This window comes from Corynebacterium sp. HMSC074H12, from assembly GCF_001813755.1.
GTDB classification, from domain to species: Bacteria; Actinomycetota; Actinomycetes; order Mycobacteriales; family Mycobacteriaceae; genus Corynebacterium; species Corynebacterium hiratae.
Genome location: NZ_KV813939.1, coordinates 1 through 15,743 on the forward strand (window position 1 = coordinate 1; position 15,743 = coordinate 15,743).

At 61.4% G+C, this 15,743-nt stretch carries 15 protein-coding genes and 2 pseudogenes; 5 read left to right on the plus strand and 12 right to left on the minus strand.

The window, feature by feature from the left end; genetic code table 11:
• Together HMPREF2932_RS09280 and HMPREF2932_RS09285 are read right to left on the minus strand one after the other, a co-directional pair.
• Window positions 1-214, minus strand: a 214-nt coding sequence (locus HMPREF2932_RS09280; RefSeq protein WP_246818653.1) for a transposase, incomplete at its 3' end; no start/stop codon positions are given.
• A 319-nt stretch (window positions 215-533) separates the two neighbouring features.
• Window positions 534-1,145: a hypothetical protein gene (locus tag HMPREF2932_RS09285; RefSeq protein ID WP_210397776.1), complete on the minus strand. Its 612-nt coding sequence runs from the start codon at window positions 1,143-1,145 to the stop codon at window positions 534-536.
• Here HMPREF2932_RS09285 and HMPREF2932_RS09290 point away from each other — a divergent pair.
• Window positions 1,144-1,449: a hypothetical protein gene (locus HMPREF2932_RS09290; RefSeq protein WP_049157405.1), complete on the plus strand. Its 306-nt coding sequence runs from the start codon at window positions 1,144-1,146 to the stop codon at window positions 1,447-1,449. The genes HMPREF2932_RS09285 and HMPREF2932_RS09290 overlap by 2 nt on opposite strands.
• Here the strand turns inward: HMPREF2932_RS09290 and HMPREF2932_RS13875 are convergent.
• Both HMPREF2932_RS13875 and HMPREF2932_RS13880 read right to left on the minus strand, forming a co-directional pair.
• A complete protein-coding gene (locus HMPREF2932_RS13875) occupies window positions 1,446-1,601 on the minus strand; it encodes a hypothetical protein (RefSeq protein ID WP_187357596.1) in 156 nt (51 codons plus the stop codon). The genes HMPREF2932_RS09290 and HMPREF2932_RS13875 overlap by 4 nt on opposite strands.
• A gap of 352 nt (window positions 1,602-1,953) precedes the next feature.
• Complete coding sequence (locus tag HMPREF2932_RS13880; protein WP_246818654.1) at window positions 1,954-2,352, minus strand: DMT family transporter; 399 nt, start codon at window positions 2,350-2,352, stop codon at window positions 1,954-1,956.
• A gap of 56 nt (window positions 2,353-2,408) precedes the next feature.
• Between HMPREF2932_RS13880 and HMPREF2932_RS09300 the strand changes: the two are divergent.
• The 4 genes and pseudogenes from HMPREF2932_RS09300 (at window position 2,409) to HMPREF2932_RS13885 (ending at window position 8,381) form a co-directional block, all read left to right on the plus strand.
• Window positions 2,409-2,805, plus strand: a pseudogene (locus HMPREF2932_RS09300) (arsenate reductase ArsC).
• A 91-nt stretch (window positions 2,806-2,896) separates the two neighbouring features.
• Window positions 2,897-5,443, plus strand: coding sequence for an ABC transporter ATP-binding protein/permease (locus tag HMPREF2932_RS09305; RefSeq protein WP_070510587.1), 2,547 nt, complete (start codon window positions 2,897-2,899; stop codon window positions 5,441-5,443).
• On the plus strand, window positions 5,440-7,173 hold the full coding sequence (locus HMPREF2932_RS09310) for an ABC transporter ATP-binding protein (RefSeq protein ID WP_071410046.1): 1,734 nt from the start codon (window positions 5,440-5,442) through the stop codon (window positions 7,171-7,173). The genes HMPREF2932_RS09305 and HMPREF2932_RS09310 overlap by 4 nt, the downstream gene beginning before the upstream one ends.
• 779 nt (window positions 7,174-7,952) lie before the next feature.
• Entirely contained in the window at window positions 7,953-8,381 is a 429-nt protein-coding gene (locus tag HMPREF2932_RS13885; protein ID WP_070491109.1) for a GmrSD restriction endonuclease domain-containing protein, read from the plus strand.
• On the opposite strand, the gene HMPREF2932_RS09320 is transcribed toward HMPREF2932_RS13885, so the two are convergent.
• From HMPREF2932_RS09320 to metK, 8 genes and pseudogenes are all read right to left on the minus strand, one after another.
• Window positions 8,378-9,991 (minus strand): recombinase family protein, encoded by a 1,614-nt coding sequence (locus tag HMPREF2932_RS09320; protein WP_049157410.1) that lies wholly within the window; start codon window positions 9,989-9,991, stop codon window positions 8,378-8,380. The two genes, HMPREF2932_RS13885 and HMPREF2932_RS09320, sit on opposite strands and share 4 nt — an antisense overlap.
• Window positions 9,992-11,428 carry a recombinase family protein gene (locus tag HMPREF2932_RS09325; RefSeq protein ID WP_080975138.1) on the minus strand — a complete coding sequence of 479 codons (1,437 nt, stop codon included), beginning with the start codon at window positions 11,426-11,428 and terminating at the stop codon, window positions 9,992-9,994.
• A 19-nt stretch (window positions 11,429-11,447) separates the two neighbouring features.
• On the minus strand, window positions 11,448-11,663 hold the full coding sequence (locus HMPREF2932_RS09330) for a hypothetical protein (protein ID WP_049157411.1): 216 nt from the start codon (window positions 11,661-11,663) through the stop codon (window positions 11,448-11,450).
• Window positions 11,660-12,070 (minus strand): hypothetical protein, encoded by a 411-nt coding sequence (locus HMPREF2932_RS09335; protein ID WP_049157412.1) that lies wholly within the window; start codon window positions 12,068-12,070, stop codon window positions 11,660-11,662. Before HMPREF2932_RS09335 ends, HMPREF2932_RS09330 begins: the two co-directional genes overlap by 4 nt.
• A 482-nt stretch (window positions 12,071-12,552) precedes the next feature.
• The gene (locus HMPREF2932_RS14040; RefSeq protein ID WP_071410074.1) at window positions 12,553-13,404 is read right to left on the minus strand and encodes an N-acetylmuramoyl-L-alanine amidase; all 852 of its coding nucleotides are present in this window, start codon (window positions 13,402-13,404) and stop codon (window positions 12,553-12,555) included.
• A gap of 285 nt (window positions 13,405-13,689) precedes the next feature.
• A pseudogene (locus HMPREF2932_RS14045) lies at window positions 13,690-13,962 on the minus strand (ParB N-terminal domain-containing protein); the annotation flags it as partial.
• Window positions 13,953-14,426 carry an HNH endonuclease gene (locus HMPREF2932_RS13235; RefSeq protein WP_084739017.1) on the minus strand — a complete coding sequence of 158 codons (474 nt, stop codon included), beginning with the start codon at window positions 14,424-14,426 and terminating at the stop codon, window positions 13,953-13,955. The gene HMPREF2932_RS13235 and the pseudogene HMPREF2932_RS14045, both read right to left, overlap by 10 nt.
• A gap of 131 nt (window positions 14,427-14,557) precedes the next feature.
• Entirely contained in the window at window positions 14,558-15,724 is a 1,167-nt protein-coding gene (metK, locus tag HMPREF2932_RS09350) for a methionine adenosyltransferase (protein ID WP_049157413.1), read from the minus strand.
• Window positions 15,725-15,743 lie beyond the last annotated feature (19 nt).

Sequence of the window (15,743 nt, forward strand, 5' to 3'; positions counted from 1 at the left end):
GGCGCAGACGAGCATTCTCAGCACGAAGATCAGCCTCGCTCATCCCATCGGAGGATCCTCGGCGCTCACGCTCGAGTTTGACCCACCGGCCCAAAAGCCCGGCGGAAACACCGATTTCCTTAGCCACATGAGCGATCGGTCGCTCTGACTCGATTACCAGGTTCGCGGCCTCACGCCGGTACTCAGGCGTGTACTTCTTGCGCTGTTGACTCACAATGAACATCCTCTCTTACGGACACAAGATCCGTACAAATAGGGTGTCCACTAAACGAGGGTAACCTCATCGCGCTTCATTGGACGTCGAAAGTCTTCGACTGTTTTTCATTATCTTCGACCCAGTGAACGGTTAGCTTTGTGCCTGCGGTGCCCATCGAATACGAGACTGGCACTTTCCAGATGACCCCAGGTTCCAGCGTGATTGGCTGATCATCCACAAGGAGTCTCATAAGGCCCGATGCGGCTTGGCCTTCGAAGGTCACCGCTTCAGCAGCGAGATCACCAGTATTGGTAACCTCAAACCAGTGTTTCGTTTCCTATTTGATCTTGCCGCGCTTGTCAATTTCCTTTTCGTGTCGCTCGCTCTTTGACTCGACGCGGAAGCGGACGCCGAGCGGCTCATGGCGCACCCCGACCACGGAGAGATCGATTTTGACTAGGTCATGCTCGACGGCAGCCCAGACTTGGTTCTCCAGTTGGCGGATGTCATCGAATTCTCCGAGCAGTCCCCGCTCCTTGATTTCATTCTTGAAATTTCGGAGACCCTCGAGTTGCGCAGTATCGACGTCATGAGGCAGTGGGGCTCTTGAGAAAAACAGGTGTACCGGTTTCCCGCTGTTTACTGCTCGCTCAATCTCTTCAACTGTTCCCGACACTGCATCTGGTGTTGGTGAGCCGAGTCGGCTGCCGAAGAGCGCGACCACGATGTCGGCTCCGTCGACTCCCTGGGTGTTGATGATCTCCTGAGAGTGACCTCCGAGCAGCGGTACAGAATTGGTCTCCCACTGCCACGGCAGTAAGACTACATTCCGAGTCGTCGCGTGGAGTCGATTCCATGAGTGCAGAGCGCCCTCGACTGCATCTCGGGCATCGGGTACGTCGGATGGGGAGGCGACGAGAACGCGCAGAACGGTTGCCGGAAAGCTCATGACTTTATTCAACGTGTCTAACTGCCCGGGTGACGAGAGGAGAGTCCTAGGGCCACTAGGAACTGGTCGCGATTGTCTGTTCGCTGCCGTCGCGGCGCAGGCCCTGTCGCGCGCGGCCAAGGCGGGCGATACCTCTCCCGGGGCCGTGACGGCGGCGATCAAGACGACGGCCGAGTGGCTACACAATACGCCGGCGATCGCGCGCGATTCCTATATCAATCCGCGGGTGATCGAGCTGTTTGAAAAGGGCACGGTCATCTCGGGTAAGGCGACCGACGCGAAGGTGCGGGCCCTGCTGACCTAGGCTTCGTCGCTCTCCGGCCACGTGATGGGCGTGGGCGACACATCGCGGGCGGCGAAGCGCTCCGAGCCGATTCCGGCGGCGACGACGAGCACGATGCCAAGGACCTGGATTGGCAGCGGTACTTGGGCGAGGACGATCGCGCCGATAAGCACGCTGATCGCGGGCTCCAGCACATGAGGGTGCCGAAGGCGGCCGGGGCCATGGCACGCAGCGCGACGATTTCGAAGGCGAGAGGGATGACCGGCATCAGGAGTGCGAGCCCGAGCGCCGTGGCGATGACCGGCAGGGACAGGTACGGCAGCGCCTCGGGTAGCCCGATGGGCGCGTAGGCGATGGCGACGATCGGGATGGTGTAGGCGAGGGCGCTGATGCCGGAAAACCGATCACCGACGCGTTGGGTTAAGACGATATACAGCGCCCACCCGAGCCCGGAGCCGAGGGCGAACAGGATGCCGACGACGTCGACGTTACCGATCCAGGGCCGGGTCAGTAAGACGACGCCGATCATGGCGAGGGCGGGATAGGAAAGGGCGCGCCGCGAGGTGCTTGTGAGCGCGGCAAGGACGAGTGGGCCGAGGAATTCCAGAGCCACGGCGGTGCCGAGTTAGATGCGCTGGATTGCGGCAAAAAGAAGAAAGTTAGCGAGCCGGTGGTGACGCCGAGGGCGGTGACGAGACCGGCGTCACGCCAGGTCACACCGCGCAGGCGCGGGCGCGCGATCGCCAGGATGAGGACGGCGCCGGCGGCCACGCGCAGCCAGGCAGCCCCGCGCGGCCCGACGTCGTTGCTCAAGCCAACGGCGAAGGCTCCCGAGAGTTGGACCGAAAGCATGGCAAGGACGGTGAGTAGCCAGGGCGGCACCTCGGCCGCCCGGGCTTGCTGCTTGTCGCGCCATAGGCTCACCCTTCCAGGCTAGACCCTGCCTTGGCCATTGCCCACGCCTGCGGTTCAGTGGGGCTATGACCCGACCCACGATCATGTTTGTGTGCGTTCACAATGCAGGCCGCTCCCAGATGGCGGCGGCCTTTGCCAAGACGCTGTCCGGCGGACGTATTGAGGTCCGCTCCGCGGGCTCCGCCCCCGCTGATTCGATCAACCCCGTGGTACGAGAGGCGATGGCGGAGGTCGGGATCGATCTGGCCGCGGCGCGCCCGAGGGTGCTGGTGGCCGAGGACGTGCAATCCTCCGACGTCGTCATCACGATGGGCTGCGGCGATGCGTGTCCGTTTTCCCGGCACGCGCTATGAGGATTGGCAGCTGGCCGATCCGGCTGGGCAGGACCTTGCCACCGTGCGCGTGATCCGCGACGAGATTCAGGCTCGGGTGCGCGAGCTGGTGGCGAGCCTGCAGCCCTAGGCGCCGCGCCGACGCATTGCACCCCGCCCTCGACTTAGGTTAGGATTACCTTAATTTGTGAATTTGTGGCGCGGCGCAGGAGGGAATGCACATGGCGAAACGGGGTTTTGAGGGCGTGCTGACGCGCGGATTTGGAGCGCGCGACCACAGCGCAACAGTCACGGCCGTGACCTACCTCGCCCCGCATTTCGTGCGAATCCACCTGGTGAGTGCAAGTCTGCTTGCCGAGGTCGTTCTCGCGCCCACGGCCTGGCTGCGGTTCTGGTTCCCCGATCCGGACGGCAGCGACCAGGAACATCAGCGCGGCTACACCATCGTCGAGGCCGACCCGGATACCGGTGAGTTCGCGATCGACGTGGTGCTGCACGAACCTGCCGGGCCGGCCTCCAGCTGGGCAAGCCAGGCACAGCCGGGCGATACCATCGCGGTCACTACGCTCGGCTCGACGGGTTTCGTCCTGCCCGAGGAACTACCCGACGGATACCTCGTCATTGGTGATGCCGCGTCGCTGCCCGCCATCAATTCAATCCTCGAGGTGCTTCCATCCGAGCTGCCGGTCGAACTGTACCTGGAAGAGCACACGCTCGATGACCACATGCTGGAAATCCGCACGCATCCGCGCGCGCGAGTGCATTGGGTGCCGCGCGTCGATGAGGCGAGCCTGGCGGCGGGACTGGCTGCGCGGGACTGGTCGAACTGGAGCGCGTGGGTGGCGTGTGAGTCCGACAGCTTGAAATATGTGCGTCGCCGCCTGATGAACGATTTTGGCTTCCCGAAGTCCGAAATCCAAGCCCGCGCCTACTGGTGTTATGGGCGGGCATTCGGCAAAAAACGCCCCAAGGATCTGCCCGAGGCTGCCGCCGCGCAGGTACCTGCGGCCGGCGAGGCTGCGCCTATCAGCGGGACGTGGCGGGCTGAGGCCGGTCGGCGCCTGCTCGCCCCGCTGCGCACAACCTTCATCCTGGCGGCGATCGTGCAAGCGCTGGCCACACTCGCGCAGCTGGCCCCCTACGTCCTGCTCGTCGAACTCGCCCGGCTGCTGCTCGTCGGCGCCGGCACCGACGCGCTCATCCGCCTGGGCTGGTGGGCCGGCCTGGTCCTTATCGCGGGCGCGCTACTCACGACCGGGCTGATGACCTGGCTGCACATCGTCGATGCGCGCGTCAGTCAGGACCTGCGCACCCGACTGCTGATGACGCTCGGACGCGTGCCCCTCGGGTTTTTCGATACCCGCAGCGCGGCGCACATCAAGCAGCTGGTGCACGATGATCCGCTGGCGATGCACTACCTCATCACGCATGCGGTGCCCGATGCGGTCGGCGCCATCGTCGCGCCTGTGGCCGTCTTGGGCTACCTGTTCGTGATCGACTGGCGGGTGGCGCTCACCCTGCTGCTGCCGGTGCTCGCCTACCTGATCGGCATGTACATCATGATGACGCAGTCGGGCCCGCGCGTAGTGCAGGCGCCGCAGTGGCGCCAGCAGATGGCCAGCGCTGCTGACGCCTACCTGCAGGGGCAGGCCGTCGTACGCGTCTTCGGGGGTGCAGCCGCCGCGCCCTTCACCCGGAGCCTGCGAGACTACCTCGATTTCCTGCGATCCTGGCAGCAGCCGCTCAGCGGCCGCAAAACCTTCATCGATCTGGTCACGCGCCCCGCGACGTTCCTGTTCCTCAGCTGCGTGGTGGGCACCGCGCTCATCACCGCGGGCATGATGGATCCGATCTCGCTGCTGCCCTTCCTCTTTCTTGGCACGACGTTCGGTGCGCGGCTACTGGGCGTCGGCTACGGTCTGCAGGCGCTGCGCGACGGTATGCTCGCGGCACGCCGAATCCAGGTCATGCTCGACCAGGAGCAGCTGTCCACGCTGCCTGAGGTCGAGCATGCGGCGAGCGCGCCGAGGCCCGCTGGTCTCGTCGAGTTCGATGATGTGAGCTTTGGCTACGACGCGTCTACCCCCGTGCTGTCGGGCGTCTCGCTGCGCCTGGCGCCCGGTACCATCACTGCGCTCGTGGGCCCGTCCGGTGCGGGTAAATCCACCCTGGCGAGCCTGCTTGCCCGGTTCTACGACGTGACCGACGGCGCAATCCGCATCGGCGGCCACGATCTTCGTACGCTCGAGGCATCACAGCTGTATTCGCGGGTTGGCTTCGTCTTCCAGAATCCGCAACTGGTGCGCGCCAGCGCCCACGAGAACATCGCGCTCGCCCGCCCGGATGCCAGTCGGCACGAGGTGGAGCAGGCTGCCCGCGCCGCTCACATTCACGAGCGCATCCTCGCCCTACCGGACGGCTATGACACGATCCTGGGCGCTGACATCGCCCTATCCGGCGGTGAACGCCAGCGCATCACCATCGCCCGTGCGCTGCTGGCCGACTGCCCAATCCTCGTGCTGGACGAGGCGACGGCATTTTCCGACCCCGAATCCGAATACCTCGTCCAGCAGGCGGTCAGCCGCCTGACCGCCGGACGCACCGTGCTGCTCATCGCTCACCGCCTGCACACCATCACTGGCGTCGATACCATCGTTGTGCTCGATGGCGGCCAGATCATCGAGCAGGGTCGGCACGAGGAACTGCTCGCACGCGGCGGTCGCTACGCCGAACTCTGGGCAGCCGCCGAGACGAAGGCCACCTCATGATCCGCACGCTCATTAACCTGCTGCCACCGGCCCAGCGCCGCCATATCACCCCCTACCTGGCGCTCACGGCGCTAAGTATCGCGCTACGCGCCGCAGCGGCGCTCGCCCTCATTCCGCTCATCTCGGCCCTGTTCAGCTCGCAGCCGGGTGATGCCTGGCGCCCTCTGGCCATGATCGCGATCGCTACGGCGCTTGGCTGGGGGTGCGATAGCGCCGCGGCCCGCCACGCCTACGCTGTTGGCTTCGTGCTGCTGGATCACGCTCAGCACACCGTCGCCGAGCGCATCACCACCATCCGATTGCAGTGGCTGACCGGCGATAACCTGGCCACCACGCGTCAGGCGGTCGCTGCCACCGGTCCCGAACTCGTCGGGTTGATCGCCTACCTGGTGACGCCGCTGCTGAACGCCCTTATTCTTCCGGCCGCGATCGGCATCGGCCTGCTGTGGTTTTCTCCGACGCTCGGCGCTGCAGCGCTGGCGTTCCTGCCGCTGCTGCTTGGCGCCCTCGTCCTCTCGATGCGCCTGGCGCGCAGCGCCGACGCCGCCGCGGATCGCGCCCACGCCCAGCTGTCCGAGCGCCTCCTGGAGTTCGCCCGCACCCAGCAGGCGTTGCGCTCCGCCCGCCGCGTCGATACCGAGAGCAGCCATGTCGGCCAGGCACTTGCCGCGCACACTCATGCGATGAGTCGACTGCTCGCCTACCGCGCGCCCGAGCAGCTGGTTTTCACTCTGCTGACCCAGCTCGCCCTCATTGCGCTCGGCGCCCTCGCGGTCAGCCGCGCCGTCACCGGCGAGGTTTCCCCCGCCGCCGCGATCGCGCTCATCGTCGTCATCGTCCGCTTCTTGGAGCCCCTGGCGCTCGTGGCCGATATCACCGCCGGCTTGCAACTGACCACGAACGCACTGCGCACCATCCACACCGTGCTTGCCGCACCGCGCGAGCACCCCGGAACCGCGACACCAACCCTCTCAACCGCTCCCCAGATCGAGGTCGCCGACGTCACCTTCGGTTATGACGCCACGCGCGAGCGCCCCGTGCTTGACGGCCTGAACCTCACCTTCCAGCCGGGCACCACAACCGCGATCGTCGGGCCTTCTGGCTCGGGCAAATCCACCCTGCTGTTCCTGCTGGCCGGGCTCCACCAGCCCACCTCCGGAAGCATCCGTATCCAGGGCACGGACCTCGCCGAGCTCACTCCCGCCGCCCGCCGCGCCCTCATCGCCGTCATCTTCCAAGACCCGTACCTGTTTGACGGCACACTGCTGGACAACATCTCCATCGGTAATCCCCACGCCACCGGCGAGCAGATCGAGCGCGCCACCGCACTCGCGCGCGTGGATGCCGTTGCCGCGCAACTCACCGACGGCATGGCCACAATGGTCGGCGACGGTGGCACGCTGCTATCGGGCGGGCAGCGCCAGCGCGTCTCGATCGCCCGCGCCCTGCTCAGCTGCGCCCCCGTGCTGCTAGTCGATGAGGCCACCAGCGCGCTCGATACCGAAAACGAACGCGCCGTCGCCGCTGCCCTGAGCTCGGAGACCACGCCCCGCACCCGCATCATCGTCGCGCACCGCCTGTCCTCCATCCGCCAGGCCGACCGCGTCATCTTCTTCGATGCCGGCCGCGTCATCGAGGACGGCAGCATCGAGGACCTGCTCGCCCTTGATGGCCGCTTCGCCGCATACTGGCGCCAGCAGCAGGCCGCCAGCGCTTGGCGCGTGCGCTAGTGCTCCCGCCAAGCCCTACGGTAGATTCAACGCCCTAGCCTACGTGACCCAGCTCACCGCCGGGTTGAAAGGATGGCATCAAGAAACGCTGTGCAGCAATGGCTCTGGTTTTTGCAGCTACGCTCGCCGGTTGTGGCGACGAGACCGCACCTGAGAGTTCGGCCTCGCCTGCCACGACATCACCCCCCGAACACCTCAGCTCCTTCCATCAGCGCAAAGCTCAGCGTTGACAGCACGGATAAGCCCCTGACATCTGCCGCGTGCGCCACGATCGACGGGGAATCAACGATGTCATTCGAAACACCGGATCAGCCGCAGTCGTTGCTCACCGTCAAGGTTGCCGATGGCGCCGTCAAGGATGTGATATGGCGAGCCGGCAACACCCTGCACTCCTGGGGAGGCGACTACTTTGGACGTGACCCGCTCGTGAGTGTTGACGCAGACCGCTGGCGGATCGAGGCCTCCGTGCGTGAAATCAGCGGCGACGGTGCGGCCGAACTCAAGGCTATGGAAATCCAAGCGGAGATCGACTGCACGTCTGACGAGAGCCATCATCGCGACGACCCGTATCAGTCGGTAGCCAACGGCCAGTACGCACCGAGCCCTGAGCGCAAAGCTCAGCTCGAGCCACTCGATGCTCTATTCGCCAAGACTCAAAGCGAGGTGATAATCGACGGGCAGGCAGCGACCGTCACGAAAACGTCATGTGACCCCAGCTTCGTCGCTAAAACCAATGTGAGGGCCGATCTTGAGATCGGCGGAGAATCAGCATCCCTATCGTGGGACTTCACCGATCCCGCCGTGCCAAAAGCCGTGGAGTTGCGTCTAACGGGCAACCAGCTTGGCTGGCAGCACGAAAAAACGTCCTACCCGCACACCGGGTCGAGGGCAAAGCCCACGCACTGCGCGGCACGGTCTATTCCGATGACCTGTCCAAAACCAGCACCATCGAGCCCGTCATTTTCTGCGAAGCAAAAGTATGGACACATCGTCTTGGGAACCTACTGCTGCTCAATCGCCGGAAAAACTCCAGTGCTTGCAATTATGACTTCGATGTTAAGAAGGAGAGGTACTTCAAGTCGGGGAAAGGCGTGGCGGTGTTCGCACTCACCACGCAGGTACTTGGAGAACCGGTGTGGACTCCGAGTGTTATCGAGCGACGTCAGAAAGAGCTTTTGGAGATCTTGATTAAGGAGTGGCAACTCTAATCACACCCTGGCGCCTGCCCAATGTCCGCCTTGATGGCTACTACTTGGGTGCTGCCGTCGCGGAAGTGGAAAGTCACCGTACCGTCGATGTTAACGGTGCCTTTGTCGAGCAAAGCTACGCAGAGGTATGGGTTGAAGGCCAACTGTTCAAGTTCAAGGTTGGCGGTCTCTTGCCTGTAGTAGTGGTAGGCGGCTAGTCGGTTGTGCTTGTTGTGGATTTCGTCGACCACGGCAGCGTGCTCAGCTAACAGCGCCTGGTGCTGTTCGTGGCTAGCGTTGAACGCCTTCTCGTAAACCTGTTGGTCTTGCGCGACGCGTGCGTTGTGGGTGATTAGTGATTCGAGCTTTTTCGCTACCTGGTCGATCTGGGCGATCAGTCCGGCTGCTTCGACTTCGAGGTCGCTGGTGTCGAGCGCGTCGAGTACGGCGTGGTTGACGGTGTCATCGGCAGGTGAGCCGAAGCGGAGGCGGATAGCCTCGAGGAACATGTACTTGAGTCGTTGATCGCTGATGTGCCCGGTGGCGCATTTTTCCTGGCCTGCGTATTTGTGGCCGCACCGCCAGATGACCTTTTCGTACTTACTGCCCGCGTGCCAGGTTTTCGAGCCGAAGAAGTGCCCGCACTGGCTGCACTCCAAGGTCGATGAGAAGGGCCGGGTGCGATGCTGGGTTCGCTGATCTCTAGCCCCTTTAGCTATTTCGGCTTGGACGAAGTCCCACACTGCCGGGCTGATGATCGCCTCATGGCTGGCGGTGACGTAGTACTGGGGTACTTCGCCTTGGTTGATGACTTGACGTTTCGTCAGGTAGTCAGCGACGTACGACTTCTGCAGGAGAGCGTCACCCTTGTATTTCTCGTTGGTGAGAATCGCTCGTATGGATCGGTAATACCAGGTCTTGTTGCCTGCGGCGGTGAAGGTCTCTGGTTCGTCGGTGAGGGTGCGGGCGATCGTGCCGATGGACATGCCACCTAAGTACATGTTGTAGATCCGGCGCACGAGTTTGGCTTGCTCGGGGTTGATGACGAGGCTGCCGTCTTCGCCTTTGTCGTAGCCGAGGAACCGAGAATATGGGACGGTGACCTTGCCGTCGGCGAAGCGTTTGCGGTGCCCCCAGGTGACGTTTTCTGAGATGGAGCGGGCTTCTTCTTGCGCCAGCGAGCTCATGATGGTGATGAGGAGCTCGCCTTTGGCGTCGAAGGTCCAGATGCCTTCTTTCTCGAAGAAGACCTCCACGCCTTTGTCTTTGAGGGCTCGAACGGTGGTGAGCGAGTCGACGGTGTTGCGGGCGAACCGGGACACGCTCTTGGTGATGATCAGGTCGATCTTGCCGTCGAGCGCGTCGATCACCATCTGCTGGAACCCAGCGCGGTGTTTGGTTGAGGTGCCTGTGATGCCTTCATCGGTATAGACCTTCACGAACTGCCAGCCCGCGTGATCGCTAATGTAGCGGGTGTAGTAGTCGACCTGGGCTTCGTAGGACGTCACCTGATCGTCGTGGTCGGTGGACACGCGGGCATACCCGGCGACCCTGCGCAGGGTTGTCTGTCCAAGTGGAGCACCAGTGTGGAGAGCTCGGGTGGCGGGGATTGCTGTGACGGTGCGGGCCATTTAGCGTTCGCCTCGCTCGGCGCGCAGGCGCTCAGCCTCTGCCTTGGCCACGGCCCGGTACTTCACCAATGCTTCTGGTGGTGTTGGTGCTTGCCGTGGGTTGTCCAACCCGAGCCTTTTGGCTTCGGCCCAGCGGGCACGCACGAGTTCGCCCCAGGCGGCTTTTCTTGCTGGGGTCCACGAGCTCTTCTTCAGGTTTGGTCGCCACGTGTGCGAGCTGCTGGTGCCATCGGTGTAATGAAACGTGTAATGGTCTTTTCCCTGCACGTCGATGTGATCGATACGCTCGTTGAACACCTCTTCGTCGAAGGTATCGATACCCAGGACTCGCGCGATGAAGCCTTTGAGTGCCGTGTCAGAGATCTCGCAGGTGCCGCATCCGGTTTTGCGGCCTTTCTTGCGTTCGGTGCAGATCCAGTGCTCGGTGGAGATCGAGTTTTGGGTTTTCGGATTGCGTACGTTGCGCACAAACGAGCAATCGCAGGACACGCATTTGATCTTCGACGTCAACGCCACAGTTTCTATGGACCAGTTCGCCCGGGCCCCGAGTTCACGGCGGCGTGCGATCTCGGTTTGTACAGCGGTGAAGGTGTCGCGGTCGATGATCGCGGGGATCGCGTTTTCCACCAGGTATTGCGGCAACTGGCCGGTGTTGCGTACTGCTCGTCCAGGCCTGCCTTCCGGAGTCGACCAACGGCCCAACAGGAGGTCGCCGGTGTAGTGCGGGTTCTTCAGGATGTGACGGACCCATTCGCCGGGCATCTTGTTATCAGCCAGGTGCGGAACCCTACCGTCAGCGATGAGCTGCGCGGCCATCTTTTCGCACGAGGTCTTCTTCATGTACTGGGCGAAGATCCAACGCACCACGGCTGCTTCTTCTTCGATGATCTGCACGTCGGTGCCGTCAGCGGAGTCGGTGTAACCGTACAAGTGGAAGCCGTTCGCTTTGCCTTCTTCGAAGCCTTTCCAAATGCGCCACTTCACGTTTTGGCTGATTTGCTCCGATTCTGCCTGCGCGAAAGACGCCAGCAGGGTGAGCATGAGTTCTCCGTCAGCGCTGGTTGAGGAGATGTTCTCCTTTTCGAATCGCACCTCCACCCCGAGGTCTTTCAGCTCGCGAACGGTTTCGAGCAGGTCGACGGTGTTGCGAGCGAACCGCGAGATCGACTTGGTGAGGATCAGGTCGATTGCCCCTTCCCGGGCAAGGGCCAGCATTTCTTGGAACTGGGGTCGATGCGTGGTGGTTCCAGAGATTCCAGAATCGGCGAACACTCCGGCGAACGTCCAGCCAGGAGTGTCGTGAATGAGTTGCTGGTAGTAGGAAACTTGGGTGGACAAACTCAGCGGTGTGCGCTCGGTTTCCATGCTGATGCGGGCATACGCTGCCACTTTCACAAGCGGAGAAGTGCTGATCGGTGGCGGGGTGATTTGCTCCATTCTCTTCAAGGTATTTCTCCTAGTCAGACAGGGTTTCAGGTTGTATCCATACATCACTCAAACCCTCGAGATAGTCAACGAAACAGGCTCTTTGTAGGGCGGCTAGCGGCGCATCTGGGGTGTCGAGGCGCTGGCAGACGGTGATGGCTTCGCGTGGGGTGAGGATGCCGCGTTCGAGAAGCTGCTTGACCTGCGTGAGCTGGCGATGAGCCGTCAGCTCGGCTGCCATGTTCATCGTTTACCGCCACGTGTGTTGAAGCGGTGCTGGATGTAGCACGGGTGGCAGCAGTACTTGCGTTTCACCTGGCTCGTGCGAGCAACAGTGACCTGTCGGTGGCAGTTCGCGCAGACCAGTTCTTCGGTGACCACTCTGCGGTGGGTGGCCCACCAGGCTCGTCGACAGGCCGTGGAGCAGAACTTCGATCCTTGCCGGAGCTCGATTGGCTTGCAGCAGTGCAAACACCACACTCCAACTGGGTCCGTGACCTGCTCAACGGCAGGATCGACGGTGATGCCGTGTCGCAGACAATAGGTCTTGACACTGTTGGCGTTGAGATCCAGGTGCGCGGCAATACGAGAGTAGGCAACCCCCGCAGCGCGCATCATCTGGATGTGATGGCGATCAGTCTGGTTCAGAGCCATGAGCAGGCCCTCCTGGCAACGAGGCGAAAGGTGGTCGCCCATACGCCGGTCACGCCAGACGAAACCGGACAACAGAAACAATGCTCCCTGCCGCGTTCGCACCCGTGGCTGGGATCTGCGCCTCTATTCAGATAAGGCAGTTATTCTTTGCTCAATTCACAATGCGGGCCGATCGACGTGTGAACCGCGACAGAGCAAGGGCGGGTGAAGATGACTGGCGACGACTTTGAACTCCCGGTGTTTCTCGACGACCAGTCGTACCGAACCTGTTCAGAATGCGGCTCAGATTGTGTCCCTGACCCGTTTGCTGCAGGCGAAGGTCAAGGCATCAGGATCGCGTTCATCTGCCCGAGCTGTGGAGTGCAGTCCGTCATCGACCCGTTCGACGACCTGCGGTAAACACCAGCTCCGCAAACGCAGAAAAGGCCCCGCCACCACCTCGATGAAGGTGATGACGGGGCCAAGGGTTGATTTCGCGTGGGTTAGCTGATGCCGAGCTTCTCGTTGACGCGTTTCTGCACAGCGGCGTAGTTGCCGCCGAGGCGGCGCTTGCGTTCCTCACCGTTGCCATAGTCTCCACGGATCACCGCATCAGCCAGGGCATCGATGTTGACGGAGGGCTTGTTGGGGTTTCCTCCGGTGAGCTTCTCGTTGACGCGTTTCTGCACGGCGGCGTAGTTGCTTCCCAGTCGGCGCTTGCGTTTGCGTTCCTCGCCGTTGCCGTACTCGCCTCGGATGACCGCATCAGCCAGAGCGTCGATGTTGACAGAGGGCTTGGGTGCGGGCGGTGTGGGCTTTGCCGGTGGTGTCGGGGCGGGCTTGGTGCCGCTCATGCGGTCGTACCAGTACTGGGCGCGTGCCATGTAGGCCGCATGCTGGCTTCCTGCCAGCGAGGCCGGGCATTCGGTGGCAGAGAAATGCTTGTGGCCGAACACGTTCTTGCCCCACACGGGTCGTCCGAGCTTGTAGTAGTGGCAGATGGCCGCGACGAGGTGGGCACAGTTGTCAAGGCAGGCCTCGGAGATACGCCAGGGCTTGGAGGAGATGTCGGCGTGCTCGATACCGATGGAGGTGGTGTTGGCATCCCAGTTGCCTGCATGCCAGGCGGTGTCGCGATCCCAGACGAGCTGGCCGATCCGGCCGCCTGAGTCGACCTGGTAGTGGGCGGATGCTTGGCGGGTCTGCCACACGTCCCAGATGGACTTGATGGTGAGGTTGCCTGCGTTGTGGTGGATGATGACCTTATTGATTTTCCGCCCGTTGCGGCCTTTGGTGTAGTGCTTGTTCATCAGCCGGTTTTCGTCGGCTTCGAGGGTGGCCTGCTTGCCACCCATTAACCGCTCCACGTCCTCGGCCTTAGTGGCATCCCCACACAAGAGCTTGTGTTCGCCAAGTGTCCACAGGTCTCCTTCTTGCACGAACGCGGCTTCTTCCAAGGCAGCATTGAGGTCGAAGCCGTCATCGGTGACTTCGCGCTCAGCGCCGAGACTCAGCAGGGCTTCGATTTCGTCGGTGTCGAAGCCCGTGAGGTTGACATCAAAATCGGCGGTCTGCAGGTCTGCAATCAACAGGGCCAACTTGGGTTCATCCCATTCGCCACTGATCTTGTTCATGGCGATGTTGAGGGCTTTTTCTTGATTCTCATCAAGATCCACCACCACGCACTCAATCTCTTGAATGCCTAGATCGGCGAGCACTTTCAGGCGTTGATGCCCGGAGATGGCTGTGTAGTCATTGCGCTTGTTCACCACGACCAGCTCGACGTAACCGAACTTCTCGATGCTCGCCTTAAGCTTCTCGTATTCAGCGTCACCAGGCTGGAGATCCTTGCGAGGATTGTAGTCGGCAGGCAGAATTGCGCTAATCGGAAGAGTTGAAATCTCTAGAGGCATAGCCCCAACCTTTCTCTGGCAAGTAGCTGCAGAACGTCGTAATCAGGTAATAGTGAGTGAAGAATATATGTCTGCTTTTCCACCTTTGGGTGGCACGAGCGGCACAAAACTGCAAGGTTGCGCAGTTGAGCTGTGCCGCCTTGTTTAACAGGAATAATGTGGTGCACGGTTAGGCTTTCGCGAGATCCGCATCGTGCGCATGACATATCCTCACGAAGACGCTTGCTCAATAACTGCCACTCGTAGTCGTAGGGCTTGAATGTTCGCTTCTTCTGGGCATTCGAACGAAGCGTTGCGATTAGCTTGGATCTTTTGCACTCGTCGTAACTAGCCCAATGCTCACGTGTCGTTGTACCGATTCGTGCTTTTGTTTCAGGCGAATGGTAGTTATCGCCTAGCCGTTCTTTCCTTCTCTTAAGACCAGCACTGACTTTCGCCCGAAATTTAGAGTCTCGATTTTTCATTTGAAGATTCTATCGAGTCTTTTGCCACTCGTTTTGGCAGGGAACTGAGCGAAAGAAGTGCTGAGGAACTCGCCCCTGTTGATAACTGCGGTGCCCTGAAACTCCACAGGTTTCACAAACGAAGTCGACCCTCACCACGTATCTCCTTTCACGATCCGACGCAACTGTGTCGCCCAGTCCCAGGTACGCTCCCACTGAGCGGTAAGGTCACCGAAATGCCCATACGCTGAATAATCCGAAAAGCGCGTATGTGTGCCGAGCTTCAATGCTTCGATAATTCCTGCCGGACGCAAGGGGAATACCTCGCGGCAAGCCTGCTCAATCAATGCTTCGGCATAAGCGCCAGTGCCGGGCGTATCTACGGCGAACGCGACAGGGTCTGCTTTACCTATCGCGTAGGAGATGGTGACGTGGCATTGCTCAGCTAGGCCTGCATCCACCACAGACTTGGCGATCAGCCGGGCCATGTATGCACCAGAGCGGTCGACCTTGGAGTGGTCTTTACCCGAGAACGCCCCGCCACCATGGGGTGCAAGCCCGCCGTAGGTATCGACCATGAGCTTTCGGCCAGTCAGCCCAGTGTCTGCGGCAGGGCCACCCTCGACGAAACGCCCTGAAGGGTTGATCAGGATTTCGGTGTGTTCGTCGATTTCGATCTCGCGACACGCCGCCGAGATAACCAGCGAAATCAGACGCTGGTTGAAATCCTCCACGTTAATGCCTGGCTTGTGCTGGACCGAGACCACAATCGTGGCGATACGTTTAGGGGTTTCGCCGTCATACTCAACAGTGACCTGGGCTTTCCCGTCCGGGCCGAGCTCTGGAATCTTGCCGTCTGTGAATGCTTGATCGAGACGCTTGCAGATCCGGTGAGCATAAACCAGTGGCAACGGGAGTCGTTCTTCGCTCTCGGCTGTGGCGTAGCCGTAGACGGTGCCTTGATCGCCAGCACCAACCATTACGTGAGAACTCGTATCACCGTGGCGTGCTTCTAAAGATTTATCGACCCCGCCAGCAATATCGCTCGATTGGCAGTGAATTTTGGCGCGGATGCGGAACCGGCGCGGATCATAACCCACATGCTCAAGCGCTGCGCGTACCAGCATCGGAATCTCAAGCTTTGCCTTGCAGGTGATCTCGCCAGCGACATAGATGCGTGCTTTGGTTGCCATCACTTCGACAGCCACTCTGGCGGCAGGGTCTTCGTAGAGGGCACGATCCAAAATGCAGTCGGCGATGTAGTCGCACAGCTTGTCCGGGTGCCCGGCGCGCACGCTTTCAGCGGTTTTCAACGACATATACAACTCGCTTTCATAA

Bases quoted from the DNA above. Each gene is read 5' to 3' on its own strand.
- HMPREF2932_RS09335 (WP_049157412.1), bottom strand. From the start codon at position 12,070: ATGGCTCTGAACCAGACTGATCGCCATCACATCCAGATGATGCGCGCT.
- metK (WP_049157413.1), bottom strand. From the start codon at position 15,724: ATGTCGTTGAAAACCGCTGAAAGCGTGCGCGCCGGGCACCCGGACAAG.
- HMPREF2932_RS09290 (WP_049157405.1), top strand. From the start codon at position 1,144: ATGACTTTATTCAACGTGTCTAACTGCCCGGGTGACGAGAGGAGAGTC.
- HMPREF2932_RS09320 (WP_049157410.1), bottom strand. From the start codon at position 9,991: ATGGCCCGCACCGTCACAGCAATCCCCGCCACCCGAGCTCTCCACACT.
- HMPREF2932_RS14040 (WP_071410074.1), bottom strand. From the start codon at position 13,404: ATGGGTGGCAAGCAGGCCACCCTCGAAGCCGACGAAAACCGGCTGATG.
- HMPREF2932_RS13235 (WP_084739017.1), bottom strand. From the start codon at position 14,426: ATGAAAAATCGAGACTCTAAATTTCGGGCGAAAGTCAGTGCTGGTCTT.
- HMPREF2932_RS09310 (WP_071410046.1), top strand. From the start codon at position 5,440: ATGATCCGCACGCTCATTAACCTGCTGCCACCGGCCCAGCGCCGCCAT.
- HMPREF2932_RS09325 (WP_080975138.1), bottom strand. From the start codon at position 11,428: ATGGAGCAAATCACCCCGCCACCGATCAGCACTTCTCCGCTTGTGAAA.
- HMPREF2932_RS09330 (WP_049157411.1), bottom strand. From the start codon at position 11,663: ATGAACATGGCAGCCGAGCTGACGGCTCATCGCCAGCTCACGCAGGTC.
- HMPREF2932_RS09305 (WP_070510587.1), top strand. From the start codon at position 2,897: ATGGCGAAACGGGGTTTTGAGGGCGTGCTGACGCGCGGATTTGGAGCG.
- HMPREF2932_RS09285 (WP_210397776.1), bottom strand. From the start codon at position 1,145: ATGAGCTTTCCGGCAACCGTTCTGCGCGTTCTCGTCGCCTCCCCATCC.